Origin of the sequence: Saccharothrix coeruleofusca (genome assembly GCF_017876325.1) — a bacterium.
GTDB lineage: Bacteria > Actinomycetota > Actinomycetes > Mycobacteriales > Pseudonocardiaceae > Actinosynnema > Actinosynnema coeruleofuscum.
Genome location: NZ_JAGINV010000001.1, coordinates 4836421 through 4854332, shown reverse-complemented (window position 1 = coordinate 4854332; position 17912 = coordinate 4836421). Strand labels below are relative to the sequence as shown.

General features: G+C 72.9%; 19 protein-coding genes. 10 read left to right on the top strand and 9 right to left on the bottom strand.

The window, feature by feature from the left end; genetic code table 11:
• Window positions 1-20: 20 nt before the first annotated feature.
• Together JOF41_RS21590 and JOF41_RS21585 are read right to left on the bottom strand one after the other, a co-directional pair.
• A complete protein-coding gene (locus tag JOF41_RS21590; protein WP_189223197.1) occupies window positions 21-560 on the bottom strand; it encodes a DUF4352 domain-containing protein in 540 nt (179 codons plus the stop codon).
• Complete coding sequence (locus JOF41_RS21585; protein ID WP_189223347.1) at window positions 560-913, bottom strand: hotdog fold thioesterase; 354 nt, start codon at window positions 911-913, stop codon at window positions 560-562. Before JOF41_RS21585 ends, JOF41_RS21590 begins: the two co-directional genes overlap by 1 nt.
• 121 nt (window positions 914-1034) lie before the next feature.
• Between JOF41_RS21585 and polA the strand changes: the two genes are divergently transcribed.
• Both polA and JOF41_RS21575 read left to right on the top strand, forming a co-directional pair.
• Complete coding sequence (gene polA, locus JOF41_RS21580; RefSeq protein ID WP_209621489.1) at window positions 1035-3710, top strand: DNA polymerase I; 2676 nt, start codon at window positions 1035-1037, stop codon at window positions 3708-3710.
• 252 nt (window positions 3711-3962) lie between these two features.
• Entirely contained in the window at window positions 3963-4925 is a 963-nt protein-coding gene (locus JOF41_RS21575) for an aminoglycoside phosphotransferase family protein (RefSeq protein ID WP_209621486.1), read from the top strand.
• On the opposite strand, the gene JOF41_RS21570 is transcribed toward JOF41_RS21575, so the two are convergent.
• Window positions 4864-5358 carry a winged helix-turn-helix transcriptional regulator gene (locus JOF41_RS21570; protein WP_189223200.1) on the bottom strand — a complete coding sequence of 165 codons (495 nt, stop codon included), beginning with the start codon at window positions 5356-5358 and terminating at the stop codon, window positions 4864-4866. The genes JOF41_RS21575 and JOF41_RS21570 overlap by 62 nt on opposite strands.
• A 79-nt stretch (window positions 5359-5437) precedes the next feature.
• Between JOF41_RS21570 and JOF41_RS21565 the strand changes: the two genes are divergently transcribed.
• Complete coding sequence (locus JOF41_RS21565) at window positions 5438-5941, top strand: GNAT family N-acetyltransferase (protein WP_189223201.1); 504 nt, start codon at window positions 5438-5440, stop codon at window positions 5939-5941.
• 314 nt (window positions 5942-6255) lie between these two features.
• Window positions 6256-6690 carry a hypothetical protein gene (locus JOF41_RS21560; protein ID WP_209621483.1) on the top strand — a complete coding sequence of 145 codons (435 nt, stop codon included), beginning with the start codon at window positions 6256-6258 and terminating at the stop codon, window positions 6688-6690.
• Here the strand turns inward: JOF41_RS21560 and JOF41_RS21555 are convergent.
• Window positions 6674-7198: a pyridoxamine 5'-phosphate oxidase family protein gene (locus tag JOF41_RS21555; protein WP_189223203.1), complete on the bottom strand. Its 525-nt coding sequence runs from the start codon at window positions 7196-7198 to the stop codon at window positions 6674-6676. The two genes, JOF41_RS21560 and JOF41_RS21555, sit on opposite strands and share 17 nt — an antisense overlap.
• A 79-nt stretch (window positions 7199-7277) precedes the next feature.
• On the opposite strand from JOF41_RS21555, the gene JOF41_RS21550 reads away from it, so the two are divergent.
• The gene (locus tag JOF41_RS21550; RefSeq protein ID WP_189223204.1) at window positions 7278-7946 is read left to right on the top strand and encodes a winged helix-turn-helix transcriptional regulator; all 669 of its coding nucleotides are present in this window, start codon (window positions 7278-7280) and stop codon (window positions 7944-7946) included.
• Window positions 7947-7955: 9 nt separating this feature from the next.
• On the opposite strand, the gene JOF41_RS21545 is transcribed toward JOF41_RS21550, so the two are convergent.
• Window positions 7956-8534: a hypothetical protein gene (locus JOF41_RS21545; protein ID WP_189223205.1), complete on the bottom strand. Its 579-nt coding sequence runs from the start codon at window positions 8532-8534 to the stop codon at window positions 7956-7958.
• A 670-nt stretch (window positions 8535-9204) separates the two neighbouring features.
• Here JOF41_RS21545 and JOF41_RS21540 point away from each other — a divergent pair.
• Window positions 9205-9783, top strand: coding sequence for a Rossmann-fold NAD(P)-binding domain-containing protein (locus tag JOF41_RS21540; RefSeq protein WP_189223206.1), 579 nt, complete (start codon window positions 9205-9207; stop codon window positions 9781-9783).
• A 199-nt stretch (window positions 9784-9982) separates the two neighbouring features.
• Here JOF41_RS21540 and JOF41_RS21535 read toward each other — a convergent pair whose 3' ends face one another.
• Together JOF41_RS21535 and JOF41_RS21530 are read right to left on the bottom strand one after the other, a co-directional pair.
• On the bottom strand, window positions 9983-10909 hold the full coding sequence (locus JOF41_RS21535; protein ID WP_189223207.1) for a GNAT family N-acetyltransferase: 927 nt from the start codon (window positions 10907-10909) through the stop codon (window positions 9983-9985).
• Window positions 10910-10930: 21 nt separating this feature from the next.
• A complete protein-coding gene (locus JOF41_RS21530; RefSeq protein ID WP_189223208.1) occupies window positions 10931-11764 on the bottom strand; it encodes a class I SAM-dependent methyltransferase in 834 nt (277 codons plus the stop codon).
• Window positions 11765-11956: 192 nt separating this feature from the next.
• Between JOF41_RS21530 and rpsA the strand changes: the two genes are divergently transcribed.
• The 3 genes from rpsA (at window position 11957) to coaE (ending at window position 15363) form a co-directional block, all read left to right on the top strand.
• The gene (gene rpsA, locus JOF41_RS21525; protein ID WP_189223209.1) at window positions 11957-13450 is read left to right on the top strand and encodes a 30S ribosomal protein S1; all 1494 of its coding nucleotides are present in this window, start codon (window positions 11957-11959) and stop codon (window positions 13448-13450) included.
• A gap of 82 nt (window positions 13451-13532) precedes the next feature.
• Window positions 13533-14147, top strand: coding sequence for a hypothetical protein (locus JOF41_RS21520; protein WP_229795450.1), 615 nt, complete (start codon window positions 13533-13535; stop codon window positions 14145-14147).
• Between the two features lie 37 nt (window positions 14148-14184).
• Window positions 14185-15363, top strand: a complete 1179-nt coding sequence (coaE, locus tag JOF41_RS21515) for a dephospho-CoA kinase (RefSeq protein WP_189223211.1) — start codon at window positions 14185-14187, stop codon at window positions 15361-15363.
• Here the strand turns inward: coaE and JOF41_RS21510 are convergent.
• Window positions 15339-15845: a ribonuclease FAU-1 family protein gene (locus tag JOF41_RS21510; RefSeq protein WP_229795452.1), complete on the bottom strand. Its 507-nt coding sequence runs from the start codon at window positions 15843-15845 to the stop codon at window positions 15339-15341. The genes coaE and JOF41_RS21510 overlap by 25 nt on opposite strands.
• A gap of 286 nt (window positions 15846-16131) precedes the next feature.
• A complete protein-coding gene (locus JOF41_RS21505) occupies window positions 16132-16683 on the bottom strand; it encodes a ribonuclease FAU-1 family protein (protein WP_209621481.1) in 552 nt (183 codons plus the stop codon).
• Between the two features lie 81 nt (window positions 16684-16764).
• Between JOF41_RS21505 and JOF41_RS21500 the strand changes: the two genes are divergently transcribed.
• A complete protein-coding gene (locus tag JOF41_RS21500) occupies window positions 16765-17895 on the top strand; it encodes a DUF5685 family protein (RefSeq protein ID WP_209621478.1) in 1131 nt (376 codons plus the stop codon).
• The last annotated feature ends 17 nt before the right edge of the window (window positions 17896-17912 follow it).

Genomic DNA, 17912 nt, shown 5'->3' with positions numbered 1-17912 from the left:
ACGCGGTGGCAGGCCCCCTCTCACTTCCCGAGCGGGATGTCGGTGCTCGACCGGTCCCGCAGGTCGGTCAGCGTGGGACCGCCGAACACGCGCAGCGCGGCGGGCCTGGCCTCCTCCGGCAGGTCGTAGTAGACGTCGTACTCCAACCGCACGTTCGAGCCGAGGTCGACCTGGTCGGGCTGGCGCCGGATGGTCATCGCCTCCGCGTCCACCCGGTGCTCGGCGCCCCGGTCGTCGAGCAGCACGTGCCTGCGCGCGTCGAAGGCCACGCTGCTGCGGCCGTTGTTGACCACGCTCATCCGCACCCGCACGTACTGGCCCTGGGCCTCCAGTTCGGCGTGGCTGCCCTGGACCGCGGCCAGGCCCGTGGTCAGCCCCAGCAGGGTGAACGCGGTGTCGCCGTCGGCCGTGGTCGGTAGCCGCAGCGCCCGCTCGCCCGGCCGCACGGCCTGCGCGGGCACCGGGTAGGTCTCGGACGTCGCGCCGGGTGACGTCCCGGCCACCGGACCGGGTGAGCACCCGGTGGCGAGCAGCAGGGCGAGCAGGGCGGCGGCGCGCATCAGGACTTCGGCGCCTCCCGCAGGAAGCAGGTCAGGCGGGCGGTGCAGCAGCGCCTGTCCTGCTCGTCGCTGATCACGATCTCGTAGGTGGCGGTGCTGCGGCCGCGGTGGACCGGCGTGCACACGCCGGTCACCACGCCCTCGGTGACCGCCCGGTGGTGCGTGCAGGACAGCTCCAGGCCCACGGCGATCCGCTCCGGCGCGGCGTGCATGGCCGCGGCGACCGAGCCCAGGGTCTCCGCCAGCACCGCGTTGGCGCCGCCGTGCAGCAGGCCGTACGGTTGCCGGTTGCCCTTCACCGGCATCGTGCCGACGAGCCGATCGGCATCCCATCGGGTGATCTCGATGCCCATCCGGGAGGTCAACTGCTCGTCGACGACGTCCTGGTTGGCGCCGGGGATGTCCTCGGGTGCTCGGTTCACGGGCTGCTCCAGTCGGTGCAAAACTGTCGGGCCCTCACCCTAGACTCGCCTCGTGAGCACCTCAGAAGCCTCCCGCCTGCTGCTGGTCGACGGCCACTCGATGGCCTACCGGGCGTTCTTCGCGCTGCCCAAGGAGAACTTCCAGACCGGCACCGGCCAGACCACCAACGCGGTCTACGGCTTCACCTCGATGCTCATCAACCTGCTGCGCGACGAGAAGCCCACGCACGTCGCGGTGGCCTTCGACGTCTCCCGCCGCACCTTCCGCACCGAGCAGTACGCCGAGTACAAGGCGGGCCGCAGCGAGACGCCCGACGAGTTCCGCGGCCAGGTCAGCCTGATCCGCGAGGTGCTGGACGCGCTGGCCATCCCGTCGCTGTCCAAGGAGAACTACGAGGCCGACGACCTGATCGCCACGCTCACCACGCAGGCCACGGCGCAGGGCTTCGAGGTGCTCATCTGCACGGGCGACCGGGACGCGCTGCAGCTGGTCAACGACGAGGTCACCGTGCTCTACCCGGTCAAGGGCGTGTCCGAGATGGCCAGGTACACCCCCGAGCTGGTGCTGGAGAAGCAGGGCGTGCCGCCCGAGCTGTACGCCGACTACGCCGCCGTGCGCGGCGACGCCTCGGACAACCTGCCCAACACCCCCGGCGTGGGCCCGAAGACCATCGCCAAGCTGCTGGGCCAGTACGGCTCGCTGAACGGGCTGATCGACCGGATCGACGAGGTCAAGGGCAAGGCGGGCGACGCGCTGCGGGCCAACCTGCCCAACATCGTGCTCAACCGGCAGCTCACCGAGCTGGTCCGGGACGTGGAGCTGCCGGTCGGCCCCGCCGACCTGGCGGTCCGCTCGTGGGACCGGGACGCGGTGCACCGGCTGTTCGACGAGCTGGAGTTCCGCGTGCTGCGCGACCGGCTGTTCGCCACGCTGTCCACCGCCGAGCCGGAGGCCGAGGAGGGCTTCGAGGTCAGCGGCGGCGAGATCCCGGCGGGCGAGCTGGCCGCCTGGCTGGACCGGCACGCCCGCGGCGCGCGGGTCGGGCTGGCGCTGCGCGAGTCGGCGGGCGAGCTGGTGGGCGTGGCGCTGGCCTCGGTCGGCGGCGAGGGCGGGTACGTCGAGCTGGCCTCGCTGTCCCCGGAGGACGAGAACGCGCTGGCCGCGTGGCTGGCCGACCCCCAGGTGGCCAAGGCGGGCCACGACCTGAAGCTGCCGCTGCGCAAGGTGCGCGCGCGCGGCCTGAGGCTGCGCGGCCTGACCAGCGACACCGCGCTGGCGGCCTACCTGGTGCGGCCGGGCCAGCGCTCGTTCGCGCTGGACGACCTGGCGCTGCGCTACCTCAAGCGCGAGCTGCGCGCCGAGGAGCCCGACGACGGCCAGCTGTCGCTGCTGGCCGACGAGCAGGAGGAGCGGCAGAAGACCGCGCGGGCCGCCATCGTGCGGGCGTTCGCGGTGGCGGAGCTGGCCGACGCGCTGGACCAGGAGCTGGTGCGCACCGGCCAGGAGAAGCTGCTGGCCGACCTGGAGCTGCCGCTGATGGCGGTGCTCGACGAGGTCGAGGCGGTGGGCATCGCGGTCGACGACGAGCACCTGGCCGCCCTGGAGGCGCACTTCGCGGCGGGGGTCAAGCAGGCCGCGCAGGACGCCTACTCGGTGATCGGCAAGGAGATCAACCTCGGCTCGCCCAAGCAGCTGCAGGTGGTGCTGTTCGACGAGCTGAAGATGCCCAAGACCAAGAAGACCAAGACCGGCTACACCACCGACGCGGACGCGCTGCAGAACCTGTACGAGGCCACCGGCCACGAGTTCCTCCAGCACCTGCTGGCGCACCGGGACGTGACGCGGCTGAAGTCCACCGTCGACGGCCTGCTCAAGGCGGTGGCCGACGACGGGCGCATCCACACCACGTTCCACCAGACCATCGCGGCCACCGGGCGGCTGTCGTCCACGGACCCGAACCTGCAGAACATCCCGATCCGCACCGACGAGGGCAGGCGCATCCGCCAGGCGTTCGTGGTCGGGCCGGGTTACGCGGAGCTGATGACCGCGGACTACAGCCAGATCGAGATGCGGATCATGGCCCACCTGTCCGGCGACGAGGGGCTGATCGAGGCCTTCCGCAGCGGCGAGGACCTGCACACGTTCGTGGCCTCCCGCGCGTTCTCGGTGCCCACCTCACAGGTCAGCGCCGAGCAGCGCCGCCGGGTCAAGGCGATGTCCTACGGCCTGGCCTACGGGCTGTCCGAGTACGGCCTGGCGCAGCAGCTGCGCATCTCGGCGGCGGAGGCGCGGGAGCAGAAGGAGGCGTACTTCGCCCGGTTCGGCGGCGTGCGCGACTACCTGCACGCCATCGTCGAGGAGGCCCGCAAGAAGGGCTACACCGAGACCATCCTCGGGCGGCGGCGCTACCTGCCCGACCTCAACAGCGACAACCGCCAGCGCCGGGAGATGGCCGAGCGGATGGCGCTCAACGCGCCGATCCAGGGCAGCGCGGCGGACATCATCAAGGTGGCCATGCTGGGGGTGTTCCGGGCGCTGGAGGAGTCGGGCCTGCGGTCGCGGATGCTGCTCCAGGTCCACGACGAACTGGTGCTGGAGGTCGCCGAGGGCGAGCGGGAAGCCGTGGAGTCGCTGGTCCGCGAGCACATGGGCAACGCCTACACCCTCTCCGTCCCGCTGGAGGTCTCCGTGGGCGTAGGCCGCTCCTGGGACGACGCCGCCCACTGACCCCCGCGCCCGCAAGTACTACCCGACCCCCGCTCCGGGGCAGCTGAGTACCACCCGAGGTGCGCGAATGGCTCGGCCCGTGTCCGGCCAACGGGCACCCTGCCGCCTGGACCGAGCACGTGGGCACCGCGAACGGGGCACCCCGGTAGTGGTTAGCGGCCTGTGCGGGCCTGCTGGGTAGTACTTGCAGGTGGTTTGTGGGGCGGTGCAACTCGGTGGATCACGCGGGTCCGCTCTGGTTAGCGTGCCCGCGTGGAATGGGCTCGGGCGGTGGCCGCGGCGTTCGGCTTGGGCGAGGTGCTGGAGCCGTGGACCCCGGTGACGGGCGGGGCGTCGCACCTGGTGTGGCGGCTGCGCACCACCCGCGGCGACTGGGCGGTCAAGCGCGTCAACCGGTCCTGGGAGGCGTGGTGGACGCGCGAGCACGAGGTGGCCGCCGCGATCCAGCTGGAGGCGTGGAACCTCGGGGTGCCGATGCCCCGGCCGGTGCACCCGCTGCGCCCCTCCGCGCCGCTGCTGGCCGACGTCCGCGTCGACGGCGAGGTGGGCAGCTTCCTGGCGCACGAGTGGTGCGAGGGCACCGCCCCCACCAGCCCGACCCCGGAGCTCCTGGACTGGGTGGGGGCCACGCTCGCCGTCCTGCACGAGCTGCCCGCCGGACCGCGTCCTGACGCTCGGCCGCACGCGGTCGAGGAGTGGCGCGAGTGGCTCGACGGGGTTCCCGGCGACTTCGCCGACCGGGTCCGCTCCTTCCTGCCGGACATCGCGGCGGCCGAGGAGGTCGTCGACGAGGCGGCGCGGGACCCCAGGCTCACGCCGGTGCGCACGCACCGCGACGTGAAGCCGGACAACGTGCTGCTGACCTCCGCCGCGCCGCTGCTGGTGGACTGGGACGGCGCGGGCGCGGACTTCGCCGAGTGGGAGCTGACCCGTTCCGCGCTGGCCTTCGACGGCACCGCCGAGGGCTTCACCCGCGTGGTGCGCGCCTACGAGCGCGCGGGAGGCCGCCCGCCGGGGCCCGACCCCGTGTTCCTGGCCGGTGTGCTGCACGCCCGGCTGGGCGGGGCCGCGTACATGGTGTGGCGGGCGCTGGGCCACCGGCCGGTCACCCCGCCGGAGCGGGCCGCCGCGCACGGCCACGCCCTGGAACTGCTCAGCGCCCTGCGGGTGGCGCTGCCGAACCTGGAGCGGTGGGCTCGTCTGCTGGCGCGCTGAACGTCACGCGCACGTCTCGCGCGGTCAGCTCCTCCCGGCACGCCGCGCAGGTCACGTGCACGTCCACGCCGCCGCCGCAGTCGCGGTGGTGCAACTCGAACGAGGGGCCCTGTTCGGGTGGCATCCACCGGTCGCCCCACTTCCGCAGGGCCATCAGCACCGGGTAGAGGTCCAGGCCCTTCTCGGTCAGCCGGTACTCGTACCTCGTCCGGACGTCCTTGTACGCGACCCGGCGCAGGATGCCCTCCTCGACCAGCGTGCCCAGCCGCTCGGCCAGCACGCTGCGGGAGATGGCCATCGACGACTGGAAGTCCTCGAACCGCCGGGTGCCCAGGAACGCCTGCCGCACCAGCAGCAACGTCCACCGCTCACCCAGCAGGGCGGCGGGCAGGGCGATGGTGCACTGCTGGTCGGCGACTCTCACGGGGGCCATGCGGCCAGAATACCGTTGCGTTCGGAAAGTGAACTCAGCTAGCGTGGGGGTTCTGAATCCGAACTCAGGGGGAGTCGGAATGGTCGAGCTCCGCGTCCTGGACCGCGCCACGGCGGGCGACGCCGTCGACGCGGTTTTCGACGGACTGTCACCGCGCAGCCGATACCTGCGGTTCCACGCTCCGGTGCCGCGCCTGACCGCCACCATGCGCGAGCGGTTGGCGGACGTCGACGGCCGCGACCGGGCCGCGCTGGTCGCGCGGAGCGGCAGACGCGCGATCGGCATCGCCCGGCTGTCCGCCACCGGCGGCGGCTCGGCCGAACTGGCCGTGGCGGTGGTGGACCGCTGGCAGCGCCGGGGCGTCGGCACCCGCCTGATCACCGCGCTGGGGGAGCTGGCGGTGCGCCTCCGCCACACCGAACTGCACGCCACCGTGCTGCCGGAGAACCTGGCGGTGCTCTCGCTGGCGCGCCGGGCGTTTTCCGGCGTCCTGCTCACCGCCGAGGAGGACGCCATCACGCTGCGCTACTCGCTGGAGCCGACGTTGACCCACGAGGAGTTGGTGGCCGCTCTGCGGTGGTGACCACAACGCGGCCATGATCAGGTTGCCGAGAGTCCTCCTCGCGCTGCTGCTGGTCGCTCCGCCCGTCGCGGTCGAGGCGACGCCCGGCGACCGACCGCTGCCCGGCCGCACGATCGACAACCCGCCGCTGCTGCCCGCGCTGGTCGGTGGGCAGCCCTCGCGGGTGTTCCAGGGCGTACACCGGCACGCCGCCTACGCCCTGTTCGACTTCCTCCTGGACTACCAGCTCGTCGCCTGGGGCCTGGCAGGTGTCCGCGCCTGCCCGTTGCCGCCCGACCGCACCACCGCCGCGCATCAAGCCGCGCTGAACCTGGATGGCACGCCCAACGCGCTGGGCGCCCAGCCGCGCGCCATCGCTGTCGAGCGCTCGGGTGGTCAGCGGCCGGGAGTCCAGGGCGTCGGCCGAGTGCTGGGAGGACTTCCTGTTCGAGGTGATCGGGCCGCGCGTCGAGGGCAGGCCGACCGCCCCGGTGCTGTCGCCGCACGACCTTGGCGACCTGTTCGTGCCGTTCTCCATGGAGCAGGTCTACCTCGGGGACGCGACCCGCAACGGCCGCGCGCACCTGGTGGTGCAGCGCGATCCGCACGGTCGAGCACTGCGGGTTCAGCCCGGACGAGGGGGCGCGCCCTGGCGGGACCTGCTGGCCTGGGTGTACCGCGGCGAGCGGCCCGCGGGCGACGTGGTGGACGACCCGCCCTGCCGAACAGGTAGTCCCCACCGTGGGGCGGGGACTACCTGCCTGCGCTGAGCGCCGCGAGAACGGGTTCGGGTGTCAGGCGCGGAAACCGCTCCTGGAAGTCCAGGACGCCGACCCAGGTCGGGCGCAGGGCGATCCGGACCATCCGCAGGCCGGGCTTGTCGATCGCCGCGACGTAGGCATCACCCGCCTCCTCGCCCAGTCCGGCGCGCTGCATGGTGGCGTACTCGGGCAGGACGCCCTCGACCTCGGTCAGGGTGACCTTCCCGCGCAGCATCAGCACCTGCGGGGGTCCGTCGCTGGTGTCGACGGTGATCGCCACGTCGGGGCGGACCCGCAGGTCGCGCACCTTGTAGGTACCGGAGAAGGCGGCGATGACCACCTCGTCGCCGGTCCACAGGAAGTTCACCGGGATCAGCCTCGGCGTGCCGTCCTTGCCGGTGTAGGCCAACCGCGCCACCAGGCTCGTGTCGTTCAGCAGGCGTTGCGCCGTGGGGGTGGCCAGCAGGCGCACATCGCCCTGCGGCAGTTGCGCCGCCTGACTGCCGGAGGGGTTCATGAACCGCAACCTACTGGGAGAAGCTCCTAAAGAACAAGTAATACTCATAAATCAGGACTACGGCGGTAGCCTGGCAGGCATGACCGGTATGCGCAGTTACGGGGACCCGTGCGGGGTGGCCTGCGGCCTGGACATCATCGGTGAGCGCTGGGCCCTGCTGATCGTGCGCGACCTGCTGCTGGGGCCCAAGCGCTTCGGCGACCTGCACGCGGGCCTGCCGGGCATCAGCCCCAACGTGCTCACCCAGCGGCTGCGCGAGCTGACCGAGCACGGCGTCGTGGAACGCCGCGACCTGCCTCCACCTGCCCGCGTCCGCCTCTACGGGCTGACCGACTGGGGCCGCGCCCTGGAACCGGTCCTCCTGCACCTCGGCCGCTGGGGGAGCCAAGCGCCCGCAGTCCCCGACGGCCGCCTCGGCGTCGACTCCATCCTGCTCAGCGCCAAGGCGGCCTTCGACCCGGCGCGCGTCGCCGTGTCGGACCGCGTCTACGAGCTCCGCATCGACGCCGACACCTACTGCGTCGAGATCACCGGCGGCTCGCTCCACATCAGCCGCGGCACCGCCCCGAGTGCGCCCGACGCCACCCTCGCCACCGACCTCGACACCCTCCGCGCCATCTGCGACCACCGGCTCACCCTGGCGGCGGCGGTGGACTCGGGCTCGTTGCGCCTCGACGGCCCCGAACACGCCAGGCAGGGCCTCGCGGACCTGCTCCTGGCGCCGTTCGACCACGCGCCCTCCTCCTGAACCGCCCCGCTAGCAGACGGCGAACAGCTGGAGGAACGCCTCCTCGCCCTTGGCCTCGTTGTTGGCCAGCGCCGCTTCGCGCAGCGCGCGCGCCGCGTCCCGGCACTTGAGCATCGACGCGCCGTCGTTCTCGGCGCGCTTGCGGGCGTCCTCGGCGATCTCCCGGTCGTTCTTGGCCTTGCTCGCCTCGTCCTTGGCGTTCTCCAGCTGCTTGCCCGACTCGGTGAGCTCGCGCTCCTTGTCCGACAACCGGGTGGCGAGCTGGTCGGCGCGGCTGGCCTGGTTGGCGTACAAGGCGCCGAACACGCCCGCGGTCGCCAGGAGCAGCACCGCCAGCACTGACAGCAGCACCACCGCGGTCCTCTTCCCCGGCGGCGCGGCGGCGGCCGTGCCGTAGGGCTCGAAGGGCGGTCCGACGTGCGGCTGCCCGGCGGGCGGCGTGCTGGGCGTGAACTGGCCGTAGGGCTGGAAAGCCGGTCCGGTCTGCGGCTGCTCGACCTGCGGGGCCGGGGTCGACAGGCCGTACGGTTCCAGGACCGGGTGGGTCGGCTGCGCTTCCGGAGACGGCTCGGAGCTCGGGTAGGTCAAGGTTCCCCCCTGAATTCAAAGTCGGCCCAGTATGAGCCGACACACCGCCTCTGAACAGCGAGTTCACCGATTCGCGATGTCCGCCGGGCGTTACGTGAAAAGCGTCTCAGCGCCGGGACACCGCCGACCGCAGGGGCGGGTGGCGGCGGCGAACCTCGACGTTGCCGAGCCCCCGCGCGGTCGTGGGCACCGGGGCACGAGAAGGTCTGCGAACTGCTCGCGGGCGGCGGGGTGGGGCGCGTCGGCTCGGTGCACTTCGAGTGACTGCTGGACGTGCGGCACGGCCACCACGGCGGCTGCGAGGGGGTACGGCGCGCCCGAGGCACGGGACGACCCGTTCGCCCTGCGCATCGTCGACGACTGGCTGCGCGCGCTCTAGCTGGACGCCGAGCACGAGGACGGCTACCGGCTGATGGCCAACGGCAGCCGGGGCAGGTCGACCCGCTGGGCAGGCGCGCCACCCACCGCGACGGCGCGCGGCCGGGCTGCTCGACCAGCGGTGGACCCGGCGCGAGCGGGCCCGCGCGCCGTACCGCTGATCGGGTGACCGGCGTCCTTCCGGGGGACCAGGTGATTCGACTGGCGGTAGCGCGACCGGGCGGGCAGCGTGGGGGCCAGTGGCGCGCCCCACCGCTGTGGCGCGCCGCCGACGGGCGAGGAGTTCGGTGCGATGAGCGAGCGGACCGCGCTGGTGCTGGGCGGCACCGGCATGTTGCAGGGCTGCGCCGATGAGCTGGTGGCGCGGGGGTGGCGGGTGGTGCTGCCGTGCAGGCGGGCCAGACCGGAGCTGGGCCAGGCGGCCAGGGCGGCGCTGCGCAGGCGCGGGCACACGCCCATCGGCGACTCCTGCTGGGTGGCCGCGGACTGGGCGCGCGCCCAGGAGCTGGCCGAGCGGGTGCGCGCCGAGCTGGACCGCCCGGCCGACCTGCTGGTGGCGTGGGTGCACGCCAGCTACCGCGAACCGGTGCTCAAGGCCGTCGAGCCGCTGCTGGCCCCCGGTGCGCCGGTGGTGGAGGTGCACGACATCGGCGCGATCAGCCCGACCCGAGGGGTGCCCGACCCGCTGCTGGCCGCGCACCCCACGCAGCAGGTCGTGCTGGGCTTCGTGCGCCACGCCGGGCAGACCCGCTGGCTGACCCACGAGGAGGCGTCCAAGGGCGTGATGGAGGCCGTGCACCGCGCCTTGGAGGGCAAGCCGCCCTCGGTGCACCAGCTCGGCGAGGTCGACACCTGGGTAGTGCGCCGCTAACGCCTGCAAGTACTACCCGGGCCGTCCGCGCGGGCCGTTAACTACTACCCGTCAACCACTACCCGCAGGCGCGAGAGCGCCCAACGTTATCCATCACAACCTCGCCATCTGTGCCCCGGCCACACCCCGAACCGCGCGTTCGCGGCGGCGGGTAGTAGTTACCGGCCCTCGTGAGCGCGCCGGGTAGTACTTGCAGGCGCTACCGCAGCGCACCCGCCGGGCGGACCTCCCACACCGTCCACAGCGGCCGGTACCCCTGCCGGGGCCAGAACACCGACGACAGCGGGTTCGGCGGGTTGTAGTAGAGGTAGCTGCCCACCGTCCCCATCCGGTGCAACTCCCGGTGCACGTGCGCCATCAGCTGCCTGCCCACCCCGATGCCCCGCGCGCCCGGCAGCACCGACACGCAGTTGACGTAGGCCCACCGGCCCTGCGGCAGCTTGGTCGCCGCCCACCCGCCCGGCTCCGCGGTCACCACCGCGCACTCGGCCAGCCCGACCGCGATCCCGTCCCGCTCGGCCAGCCACGCGGGCCCGCCCGCCGCCAGCCGCTCGGCCAGCGAGCGCCGCTTGAGCGCCGCCGCCTCCGGCCGGTCCACCGTCGAGCCGACCAGCGCCGAGTAGCGCAGCTCGGTCAGCGCCAGGTGCAGCACCGCCTCCAGGTCCGCCAGCCCGGCCCGGCGGATCACCAGCGGCCCCGCCACCGGCGGCGGTGGCGCGGCCAGGCGCACCGCGATCACCGTCAGCGGCACCAGCCCGTGGTCCAGCAGCGCCCGCGCCGCCTCGGCGTCGCGGCTGGGCCAGGTCAGCACGCACGCCGAGTCCCGCTCCGCCGGGCCGACCCGGTCCAGCCGGTGCCGCCACGCGCGCAGCAGCGCGTCCATGCCCACCGCCCCGGTGCCGCCCAGCAGCGGGGTCAGCTCCCACACCTCGGTGGCCGACCACAGCCGGGCGGGCGAGGTGCGCTCGTGCAGCTTGCGCTGCACCACCCCGGCCACCCGCGTGCCGTCCGGCAGGGCGGCGGTGATCACGTCCCCCTCCGGCGGTGGCCCCACGGCGGGCAGCAGCCGATCGATGCCCGCGAAACGCGCGCTCTGAGCCTCCACCAGCCCCCGACTGACGGTCATGCCCGCAGGCTACGGCTCGCGCTACCGCGGCTTGCGCGTGGACAGGATCGCGGTGCCGGGGAACAGCCTGCCGCGCAGCGGGCTCCACTGCCCCCACGTGCGGGTGTGCCCGGCGGGCCACTCCGGTTCGACCAGGTCCACCAGCTCCAGACCCGCCCCGACCAGCGCGCGGACGTAGTCGCCCATCGTGCGGTGGTGCTCGACGTAGGTGGCCCGGCCCTGCGCGTCGACCTCCACGTAGGGCGTGCGGTCGAAGTAGGAGTGGGTCACGGTGAGCCCGCCCGGACCGGGGTCGTCCGGAAAAATCCACCGCATCGGGTGATTCACCGCGAACACCCACCGCGCGCCCGGCCGCAGCACCCGCGCCACCTCGGCGAACACCGCGCCCACGTCGGCGACGAACGGCACCGCGCCGAAGGCCGAGCAGGCCGCGTCGAAGCTGGCGTCGGCGAAGGGCAGCTGGTCGGCGCTGGCCTGCACCAGCGGCACGGTGATGCCGGTCCGCTCGGCGGCGGCCACGGCGTGCCGCAGCATCCCCGCCGAGATGTCCAGCGCCACCGGCCGCGCGCCCCGCGCGGCCAGCCAGCGCGCGCACGGCGCCGAGCCGCACCCGACCTCCAGCACCCGCTGCCCGGCGACCGGGCCGAGCAGCCCGGCGTCCTGCTCGCGCAGCCCCTCCGGGCACCACAGGAAGTCAACGTCGCCGAGGAAGCCGCCGTGCTCGGCGTGGTAGTCGTCCGCGTCGGCGTCCCACCACAGCCGGTTGGCCGCGCGGGACTCCGCCGCGTCGGCGGCGCGCTGGGCGATGCCGGTGGTGCCGAGGGCCGCTTCGGCGCTCGCGTGCTGGTCGGACACACTGCTCCTTCAGGGGGACCGGTTTGCCCGGTGTGCTCAAAGCCGCGTACGATACCGGCCGCGTAGTGGGTTCGCGCTGCTCATGATCGGTGATCACCTGGTGAGTCGGTCTTCGCGGTTGGGGCGTGCCCGTCGCGCAGCGCTAAACCTGCAGGTCAGACAACCCCAATCCGTACCGGAGCCACCTACCTAATGTCCACCGACACCACCACTGTCCCGGCTGCCACCGCGCCGAAGCAGCAGATCGCTATCAACGATATCGGGACGGAGGAGGACTTCCTCGCCGCCATCGACAAGACCATCAAGTACTTCAACGATGGCGATATCGTCGAGGGCACCATCGTCAAGGTCGACCGGGACGAGGTCCTGCTCGACATCGGCTACAAGACCGAGGGCGTCATCCCCTCGCGCGAGCTGTCGATCAAGCACGACGTGGACCCCAACGAGGTCGTCAAGGTCGGCGACGAGGTTGAGGCGCTTGTCCTCCAGAAGGAGGACAAGGAAGGCCGGCTGATCCTGTCCAAGAAGCGCGCGCAGTACGAGCGCGCCTGGGGCACCATCGAGGCTCTCAAGGAGAAGGACGAGCCGGTCCGCGGCACCGTCATCGAGGTGGTCAAGGGCGGCCTGATCCTGGACATCGGCCTGCGCGGCTTCCTGCCCGCCTCGCTGGTGGAGATGCGGCGCGTGCGCGACCTGCAGCCCTACGTGGGCCGCGAGCTCGAGGCCAAGATCATCGAGCTGGACAAGAACCGCAACAACGTGGTGCTGTCCCGCCGCGCCTGGCTGGAGCAGACCCAGTCCGAGGTCCGCAGCGAGTTCCTCAACCAGCTGCAGAAGGGCCAGGTCCGCAAGGGCGTCGTGTCCTCGATCGTCAACTTCGGCGCGTTCGTCGACCTTGGCGGCGTGGACGGCCTGGTGCACGTCTCCGAGCTGTCCTGGAAGCACATCGACCACCCGTCCGAGGTCGTCGAGGTCGGCCAGGAGGTCACCGTCGAGGTCCTCGACGTCGACATGGAGCGCGAGCGCGTGTCGCTGTCGCTCAAGGCGACGCAGGAAGACCCGTGGCGCCAGTTCGCCCGCACCCACGCGATCGGCCAGATCGTGCCGGGCAAGGTCACCAAGCTGGTTCCGTTCGGCGCGTTCGTCCGGGTGGACGAGGGCATCGAGGGCCTGGTCCACATCTCCGAGCTGGCCGAGCGCCACGTGGAGATCCCGGAGCAGGTCGTGCAGGTCGGCGACGACGTCATGGTCAAGGTCATCGACATCGACCTGGACCGCCGCCGCATCTCGCTGTCGCTCAAGCAGGCCAACGAGGGCTTCACGGTCGACTCGGAGTTCGACCCGACCCAGTACGGCATGGCCGCCGAGTACGACGAGCAGGGCAACTACATCTACCCCGAGGGCTTCGACCCGGAGACCCAGGAGTGGCAGGAGGGCTTCGACAAGCAGCGCGAGGAGTGGGAGCGGCAGTACGCCGAGGCCCACACGCGCTACGAGGCCCACATGAAGCAGGTCGCCAAGGCCGCCGCCGCCGAGGAGGAGGCCGCTGGGGAGACCAACTACTCCTCCGGTGGCGACGCCCCGGCCGCCGCGTCCAGCTCCGGCGCTCCCGCCCAGGCGGGCGGCACGCTGGCCAGCGACGAGCAGCTCGCCGCGCTCCGCGAGAAGCTGTCGGGCGGCATGTGATCGCCTGATAGTGTGCTAACGGCACGGCCCCGTACCGCGACTGCGGTGCGGGGCCGTTGTCATGCACTACCTTGTTGGCCTTATGGGCTCGCGGACGGTGGTGCTGGTGGGACTTGTGCTCGGGTGCACGGTGGCGTGCTCGGCGGAGCAGGCCCCGCCTCCGCCTGCTCCGCCGATCCCCAAGATCGTGCCTCCGACCTCGGCCTCCCGCGTGCCGGTGATGGTGGACCGCCCGCTGCCCGACGACTGCGAGCTGGTCGTGCCGGTCGAGGTGATGAACCAGCGGCTGGGCCGGGAGCTGCCGGGCGAGCCCCGGCTGATCATCGGCATCCCGGAGCCCGCGCTGGGGCGCACCGGCAAGATCGACTGCTACTACGGCTTGGCGCAGGGCCAGCAGCTGGCCGCCGCGCCGGTGGTCATCGGCCTGTCCGCCTACAACGACGAGGCCACCGCCCGCGGCCGGGTCACCGACAGCGTCTCCGCCGAGCGCCAGGAGGGCGGGGCGGTCAGCGAGGTCGAGGTGGGCAAGCAGAAGGGCTCGCTGGTGGTGACCCGCGACGAGCGCCTGCTGCTGGGCTCGCTGGGCAAGACCACGTTCGTGGTGCGCGTCAAGGCCGGTGTCGTGCCGGACGACCAGGTCGGCCCGGTGCTGGCCGCGCTGGCGGCGCAGTCCATGACGCCGACGGAGGACGTCTGAGCCGCGCCCCGCGCCTGCGGGCCGGCATGATCGGGCCATGCTGCGCGTGGGGCTCTCCGGGGGAATCGGGTCGGGCAAGTCGACCGTCGCGGCCAGGCTCGTGGAGCACGGGGCGGTGCTGGTGGACGCCGACCTGCTGGCCCGCGAGGTGGTCGAGCCGGGCACCGAGGGGTTGGCCGAGGTCGTCGCGGCCTTCGGCGACGGTGTGCTGGGCGCGGGCGGCGCGCTGGACCGGGCGGCGCTGGCCGCGAAGGTGTTCAGCGACGACGAGGCCCGTCGCACGCTCAACGGCATCATTCACCCGAAGGTGGGAGCTCGTGCGGCCGAGCTGATCGCCGCCGCCCCGCCGGACGCGATCGTCGTGCACGACGTGCCGCTGCTGGTGGAGAACGGCCTGATGCCCGCCTACCACCTGGTGCTGATCGTGCACGCCGACGTGGAGCAGCGGGTCGCCCGCCTGGTGGGCGGCCGGGGCATGGACGAGCGGGACGCGCGCAACCGGATCGCCGCCCAGGCCGACGACGCGCGCCGCCGCGCGGCGGCCGACGTGTGGCTGGACAACACCGGCACCCCCGACCAGGTGCTGGCGCGGGTCGACGCGCTGTGGGTGGACCGGCTGGTGCCCTACGAGGCCAACGTGCGGCTGCGCCGCTACACCCCCACCCCGCCCAGGGTGGTGCCCTACGACGCGACGTGGCCCGCGCAGGCCGAGCGGATCGCCGCGCGCATCCGGCTGGCGGCGGGACAGCGGCGGGTGGAGCACATCGGCTCCACGGCGGTGCCCGGCCTGGCGGCCAAGGACGTGCTGGACTTCCAGCTGGGCGTGGACTCGCTGGAGACCGCCGACGCGCTGGCCGACGCGCTGGCCGAGGCGGGCTTCCCGCGCCTCGACGGCATCGACACCGACACCCCCAAGGACGACGGGGACCCCCGGCGGTGGCGCAAGCGGGTGCACGTGGGCGCGGACCCCGCTCGTCGGGTCAACCTGCACGTGCGGGTGGAGGGCGGCCCGGCGTGGGAGTGGGCGCTGCGGTTCCGCGACTGGCTGCGCGCGGACGCGGCGGCCCGGCAGGAGTACCAGGAGTTGAAGCAGGAGCTGGCGGAGCGGTTCGCCGACCACGAGAGCGCCTTCGCCTACGGCGACGCGAAGGAGCCGTGGATGAGCGCCGCCGTGGCCCGTGTGGAGGCGTTCTACCAGGACGGCCAGGTGTCGTAGATCCCGCGGTGGGTCAGCCACGCGCCCAGGTCGTGCCGGTGCAGGCTGACTTCCTCCAGCGTGCGGTGCACGGTGCGCAGCGCCAGGTCGGCGTCACCGGGGCCGAGCACCCGGCCGGCCACGGCCGCCGCGAACTCCTCGCAGCGCACGATCCGCGCGGTGGTGCCGCCGGGCACGGCCAGGCCCAGCAGCAGGTCGGTGGTGTGCCACGAGCGGCCGTCGCGGGTGACCCGGACGGCGCTGAGCACGCTCGGACCGCTGCGCGCGTGGCGCGAGCGCGGGCGGTGGTGGGTCAGCCGCAACCCCAGCTCGGGCATCAACCAGGTGACCTCCGAGTCGGCGAACGGGTCCTCCGGCGTCGGGCACTCCAGGCGCAGGCCCCACCGTTCGACCTGGCACCGGGACAGGCGACGGGACGTGCCCGACGAGTAGTTGCGAACTGCGCTGACGGTGTCGACCACGTCGACCAGCTGAGGTGTCATAACCGCTCCCACGCGCTCAGAGGGTAGCCGCAAGTGAGCGTCGGGTAACTATCCGGATTGATTCGTTACATCACGGAATGTGATGGAGAGTGTCTCGTTCTGATGACGGCGGACCAGGCGATTGCTCACCCCATCGTCGCACCGCGTCACCTCGACGAATCCGCGTCGGCAAGTACTACCCGTGTGGCCTAGACGGGCCGCTGACTACCACCCGGCTCGGACGCAGCGATAACGGGTAGTAGTCACCGGCCCGTGGGGGCGGGGCGGGTAGTACTTGCCGGTGCGGTCAGGGGTGGCGGGGGCGCCAGGTGGTGACGGTGCCCTGGGCGGCCAGCCACCGCACCGCGTCGTGGCCGTGGGCGGAGATGCCCGCCACCGCGCGGTAGGTCGTCTCCAGCGCCCACTGCGCCCGGCACGGCTCGATCAGACCCTGCCCCAGCGCGGCCAGCAGCTCGTCGGTGTCCAGCACGGTCACCGCGCGCCCGGTGCGCACCACCAGGTCCAGGTACAGGTCGACGGTCTTCCACACCGACCCGCTGGAGGTGATCTCGACGACGTCGAGGTACAGGTCGTAGTCGCGCTCGTGACCGGGGTGCCAGGACTGGCGGGTGACGCGCAGCCCGTGCCGGGGCAGCAGCCACGACTCGAAGTGCGCGAGGTGGGGGTGGCCGGTGACCGGCCGGGACATGTAGAGCCCGTGCCGCGTCAACCGGTACTCCTCGACCCCGCGCAGGTAGCCCTTGGGGTCGGTGTTGCTCTTGGCGTCCAGGTCGAAGTACTCCACCTTGGGCGGGTGGACGTGCGTTCCGGTCGTGATCCCTGCCGCGCTCAGCGTCACACCACGAACTCTAAGCAGAAATGCGGTCGGATCACCCTGATGTGTCACCCGAACAGGTGACGATCGCCTAGGGTCCCGGCCATGTTCGGCATCATCCGCCCCTGCCGGAACAGGCTGGGCCCGAGCCTGCGCGAAGCCTGGCTGGCGCACCTGTGCGGGCTGTGCCTGGCCCTGCGCGACGACCACGGCCACCTGGCGCGCGTGGTCACCAACTACGACGGCCTGGTGATCTCCGCGCTGGTGGAGGCGCAGTCCGCCCGGTCGAGGCGGGCCGCCGGGCCGTGCGCGCTGCGCGGGATGCGGTCCGCCGAGGTCGCGGTGGGCGGCGGCGCCCGGCTGGCCGCGGCCGTGTCGCTGGTGCTGGCCTCGGCGAAGGTCGACGACCACGTCGGGGACCGCGACGGAGCTTTCGCCCACGCCCCGGTGCGCGGGGTGGGCCGCCGGGTCGCCCGGCGGTGGGCCGAGCAGGCCGCCGCCACCGGGGCCGACCTGGGGTTCGACACGGCGGTGCTGGTGGACGCGGTGCGCGGGCAGTCCGCCGTGGAGGCGGCGGCGGGGCCGGGTGGCTCCGTGCTGGCCGTCACCGAGCCGACCGAGACCGCCGCCGCGACGGCGGCGGCCCGGACCGCCCTGCTGGCGGGCCGCCCCGGCAATGCCGAGCCGCTGCGCGAGGTGGGCAGGCTGTTCGGGCGGCTGGCGCACCTGCTGGACGCGGTGGAGGACCTGGCCGCCGACCGCGCGTCGGGCGCGTGGAACCCGCTGGTGGCCACCGGAACGTCCCTGGCCGAGGCGCGGCGGCTGTGCGACGACGCGGCGCTGGGCATCGAGCTGGCGCTGCGCGAGGTGGAGTTCACCGACGACCGGCTGGTGCACGTGCTGCTGGTGCACGAGGTGAAGGAGTCGATCCGGCGCGCGTTCGGGGAGCCCCACGGCCACGCGGCCAGGGCGCACGCGCCCAGGGGCCAGCGGCGCGGGAAGTCCGGGGAGTCGGGACCGGGCAGCGGGCTGTGGTTCTGGCCCGAGCTGGTCGACCCGCCCAGGAGCCGCTGGCTGCTGCCGGGCTGCCTGGCCGTGCTCTACCAGTGCGGAACCTGCCAGTACTGCTGCCGCGACCCGCACCCCGGCCCGTGGAGCGGCAAGCGCCGCGACGCCTGGTGCGGCAACTGCGACTGCCCGACGTGCGACTGCGACTGCTGCGGGTGTGACTGCTGACCTGCGGGGACCGGAAA

What these genes read in the sequence shown, in the direction of transcription:
- JOF41_RS21590 (WP_189223197.1), bottom strand. Translation starts at nt 560, where the DNA reads ATGCGCGCCGCCGCCCTGCTCGCCCTGCTGCTCGCCACCGGGTGCTCA.
- JOF41_RS21585 (WP_189223347.1), bottom strand. Translation starts at nt 913, where the DNA reads ATGGGCATCGAGATCACCCGATGGGATGCCGATCGGCTCGTCGGCACG.
- JOF41_RS21570 (WP_189223200.1), bottom strand. Translation starts at nt 5,358, where the DNA reads ATGGCCCCCGTGAGAGTCGCCGACCAGCAGTGCACCATCGCCCTGCCC.
- JOF41_RS21565 (WP_189223201.1), top strand. Translation starts at nt 5,438, where the DNA reads ATGGTCGAGCTCCGCGTCCTGGACCGCGCCACGGCGGGCGACGCCGTC.
- JOF41_RS21560 (WP_209621483.1), top strand. Translation starts at nt 6,256, where the DNA reads ATGGCACGCCCAACGCGCTGGGCGCCCAGCCGCGCGCCATCGCTGTCG.
- JOF41_RS21555 (WP_189223203.1), bottom strand. Translation starts at nt 7,198, where the DNA reads ATGAACCCCTCCGGCAGTCAGGCGGCGCAACTGCCGCAGGGCGATGTG.
- JOF41_RS21550 (WP_189223204.1), top strand. Translation starts at nt 7,278, where the DNA reads ATGACCGGTATGCGCAGTTACGGGGACCCGTGCGGGGTGGCCTGCGGC.
- JOF41_RS21540 (WP_189223206.1), top strand. Translation starts at nt 9,205, where the DNA reads ATGAGCGAGCGGACCGCGCTGGTGCTGGGCGGCACCGGCATGTTGCAG.
- JOF41_RS21535 (WP_189223207.1), bottom strand. Translation starts at nt 10,909, where the DNA reads ATGACCGTCAGTCGGGGGCTGGTGGAGGCTCAGAGCGCGCGTTTCGCG.
- rpsA (WP_189223209.1), top strand. Translation starts at nt 11,957, where the DNA reads ATGTCCACCGACACCACCACTGTCCCGGCTGCCACCGCGCCGAAGCAG.
- JOF41_RS21520 (WP_229795450.1), top strand. Translation starts at nt 13,533, where the DNA reads ATGGGCTCGCGGACGGTGGTGCTGGTGGGACTTGTGCTCGGGTGCACG.
- coaE (WP_189223211.1), top strand. Translation starts at nt 14,185, where the DNA reads ATGCTGCGCGTGGGGCTCTCCGGGGGAATCGGGTCGGGCAAGTCGACC.
- JOF41_RS21510 (WP_229795452.1), bottom strand. Translation starts at nt 15,845, where the DNA reads ATGACACCTCAGCTGGTCGACGTGGTCGACACCGTCAGCGCAGTTCGC.
- JOF41_RS21500 (WP_209621478.1), top strand. Translation starts at nt 16,765, where the DNA reads ATGTTCGGCATCATCCGCCCCTGCCGGAACAGGCTGGGCCCGAGCCTG.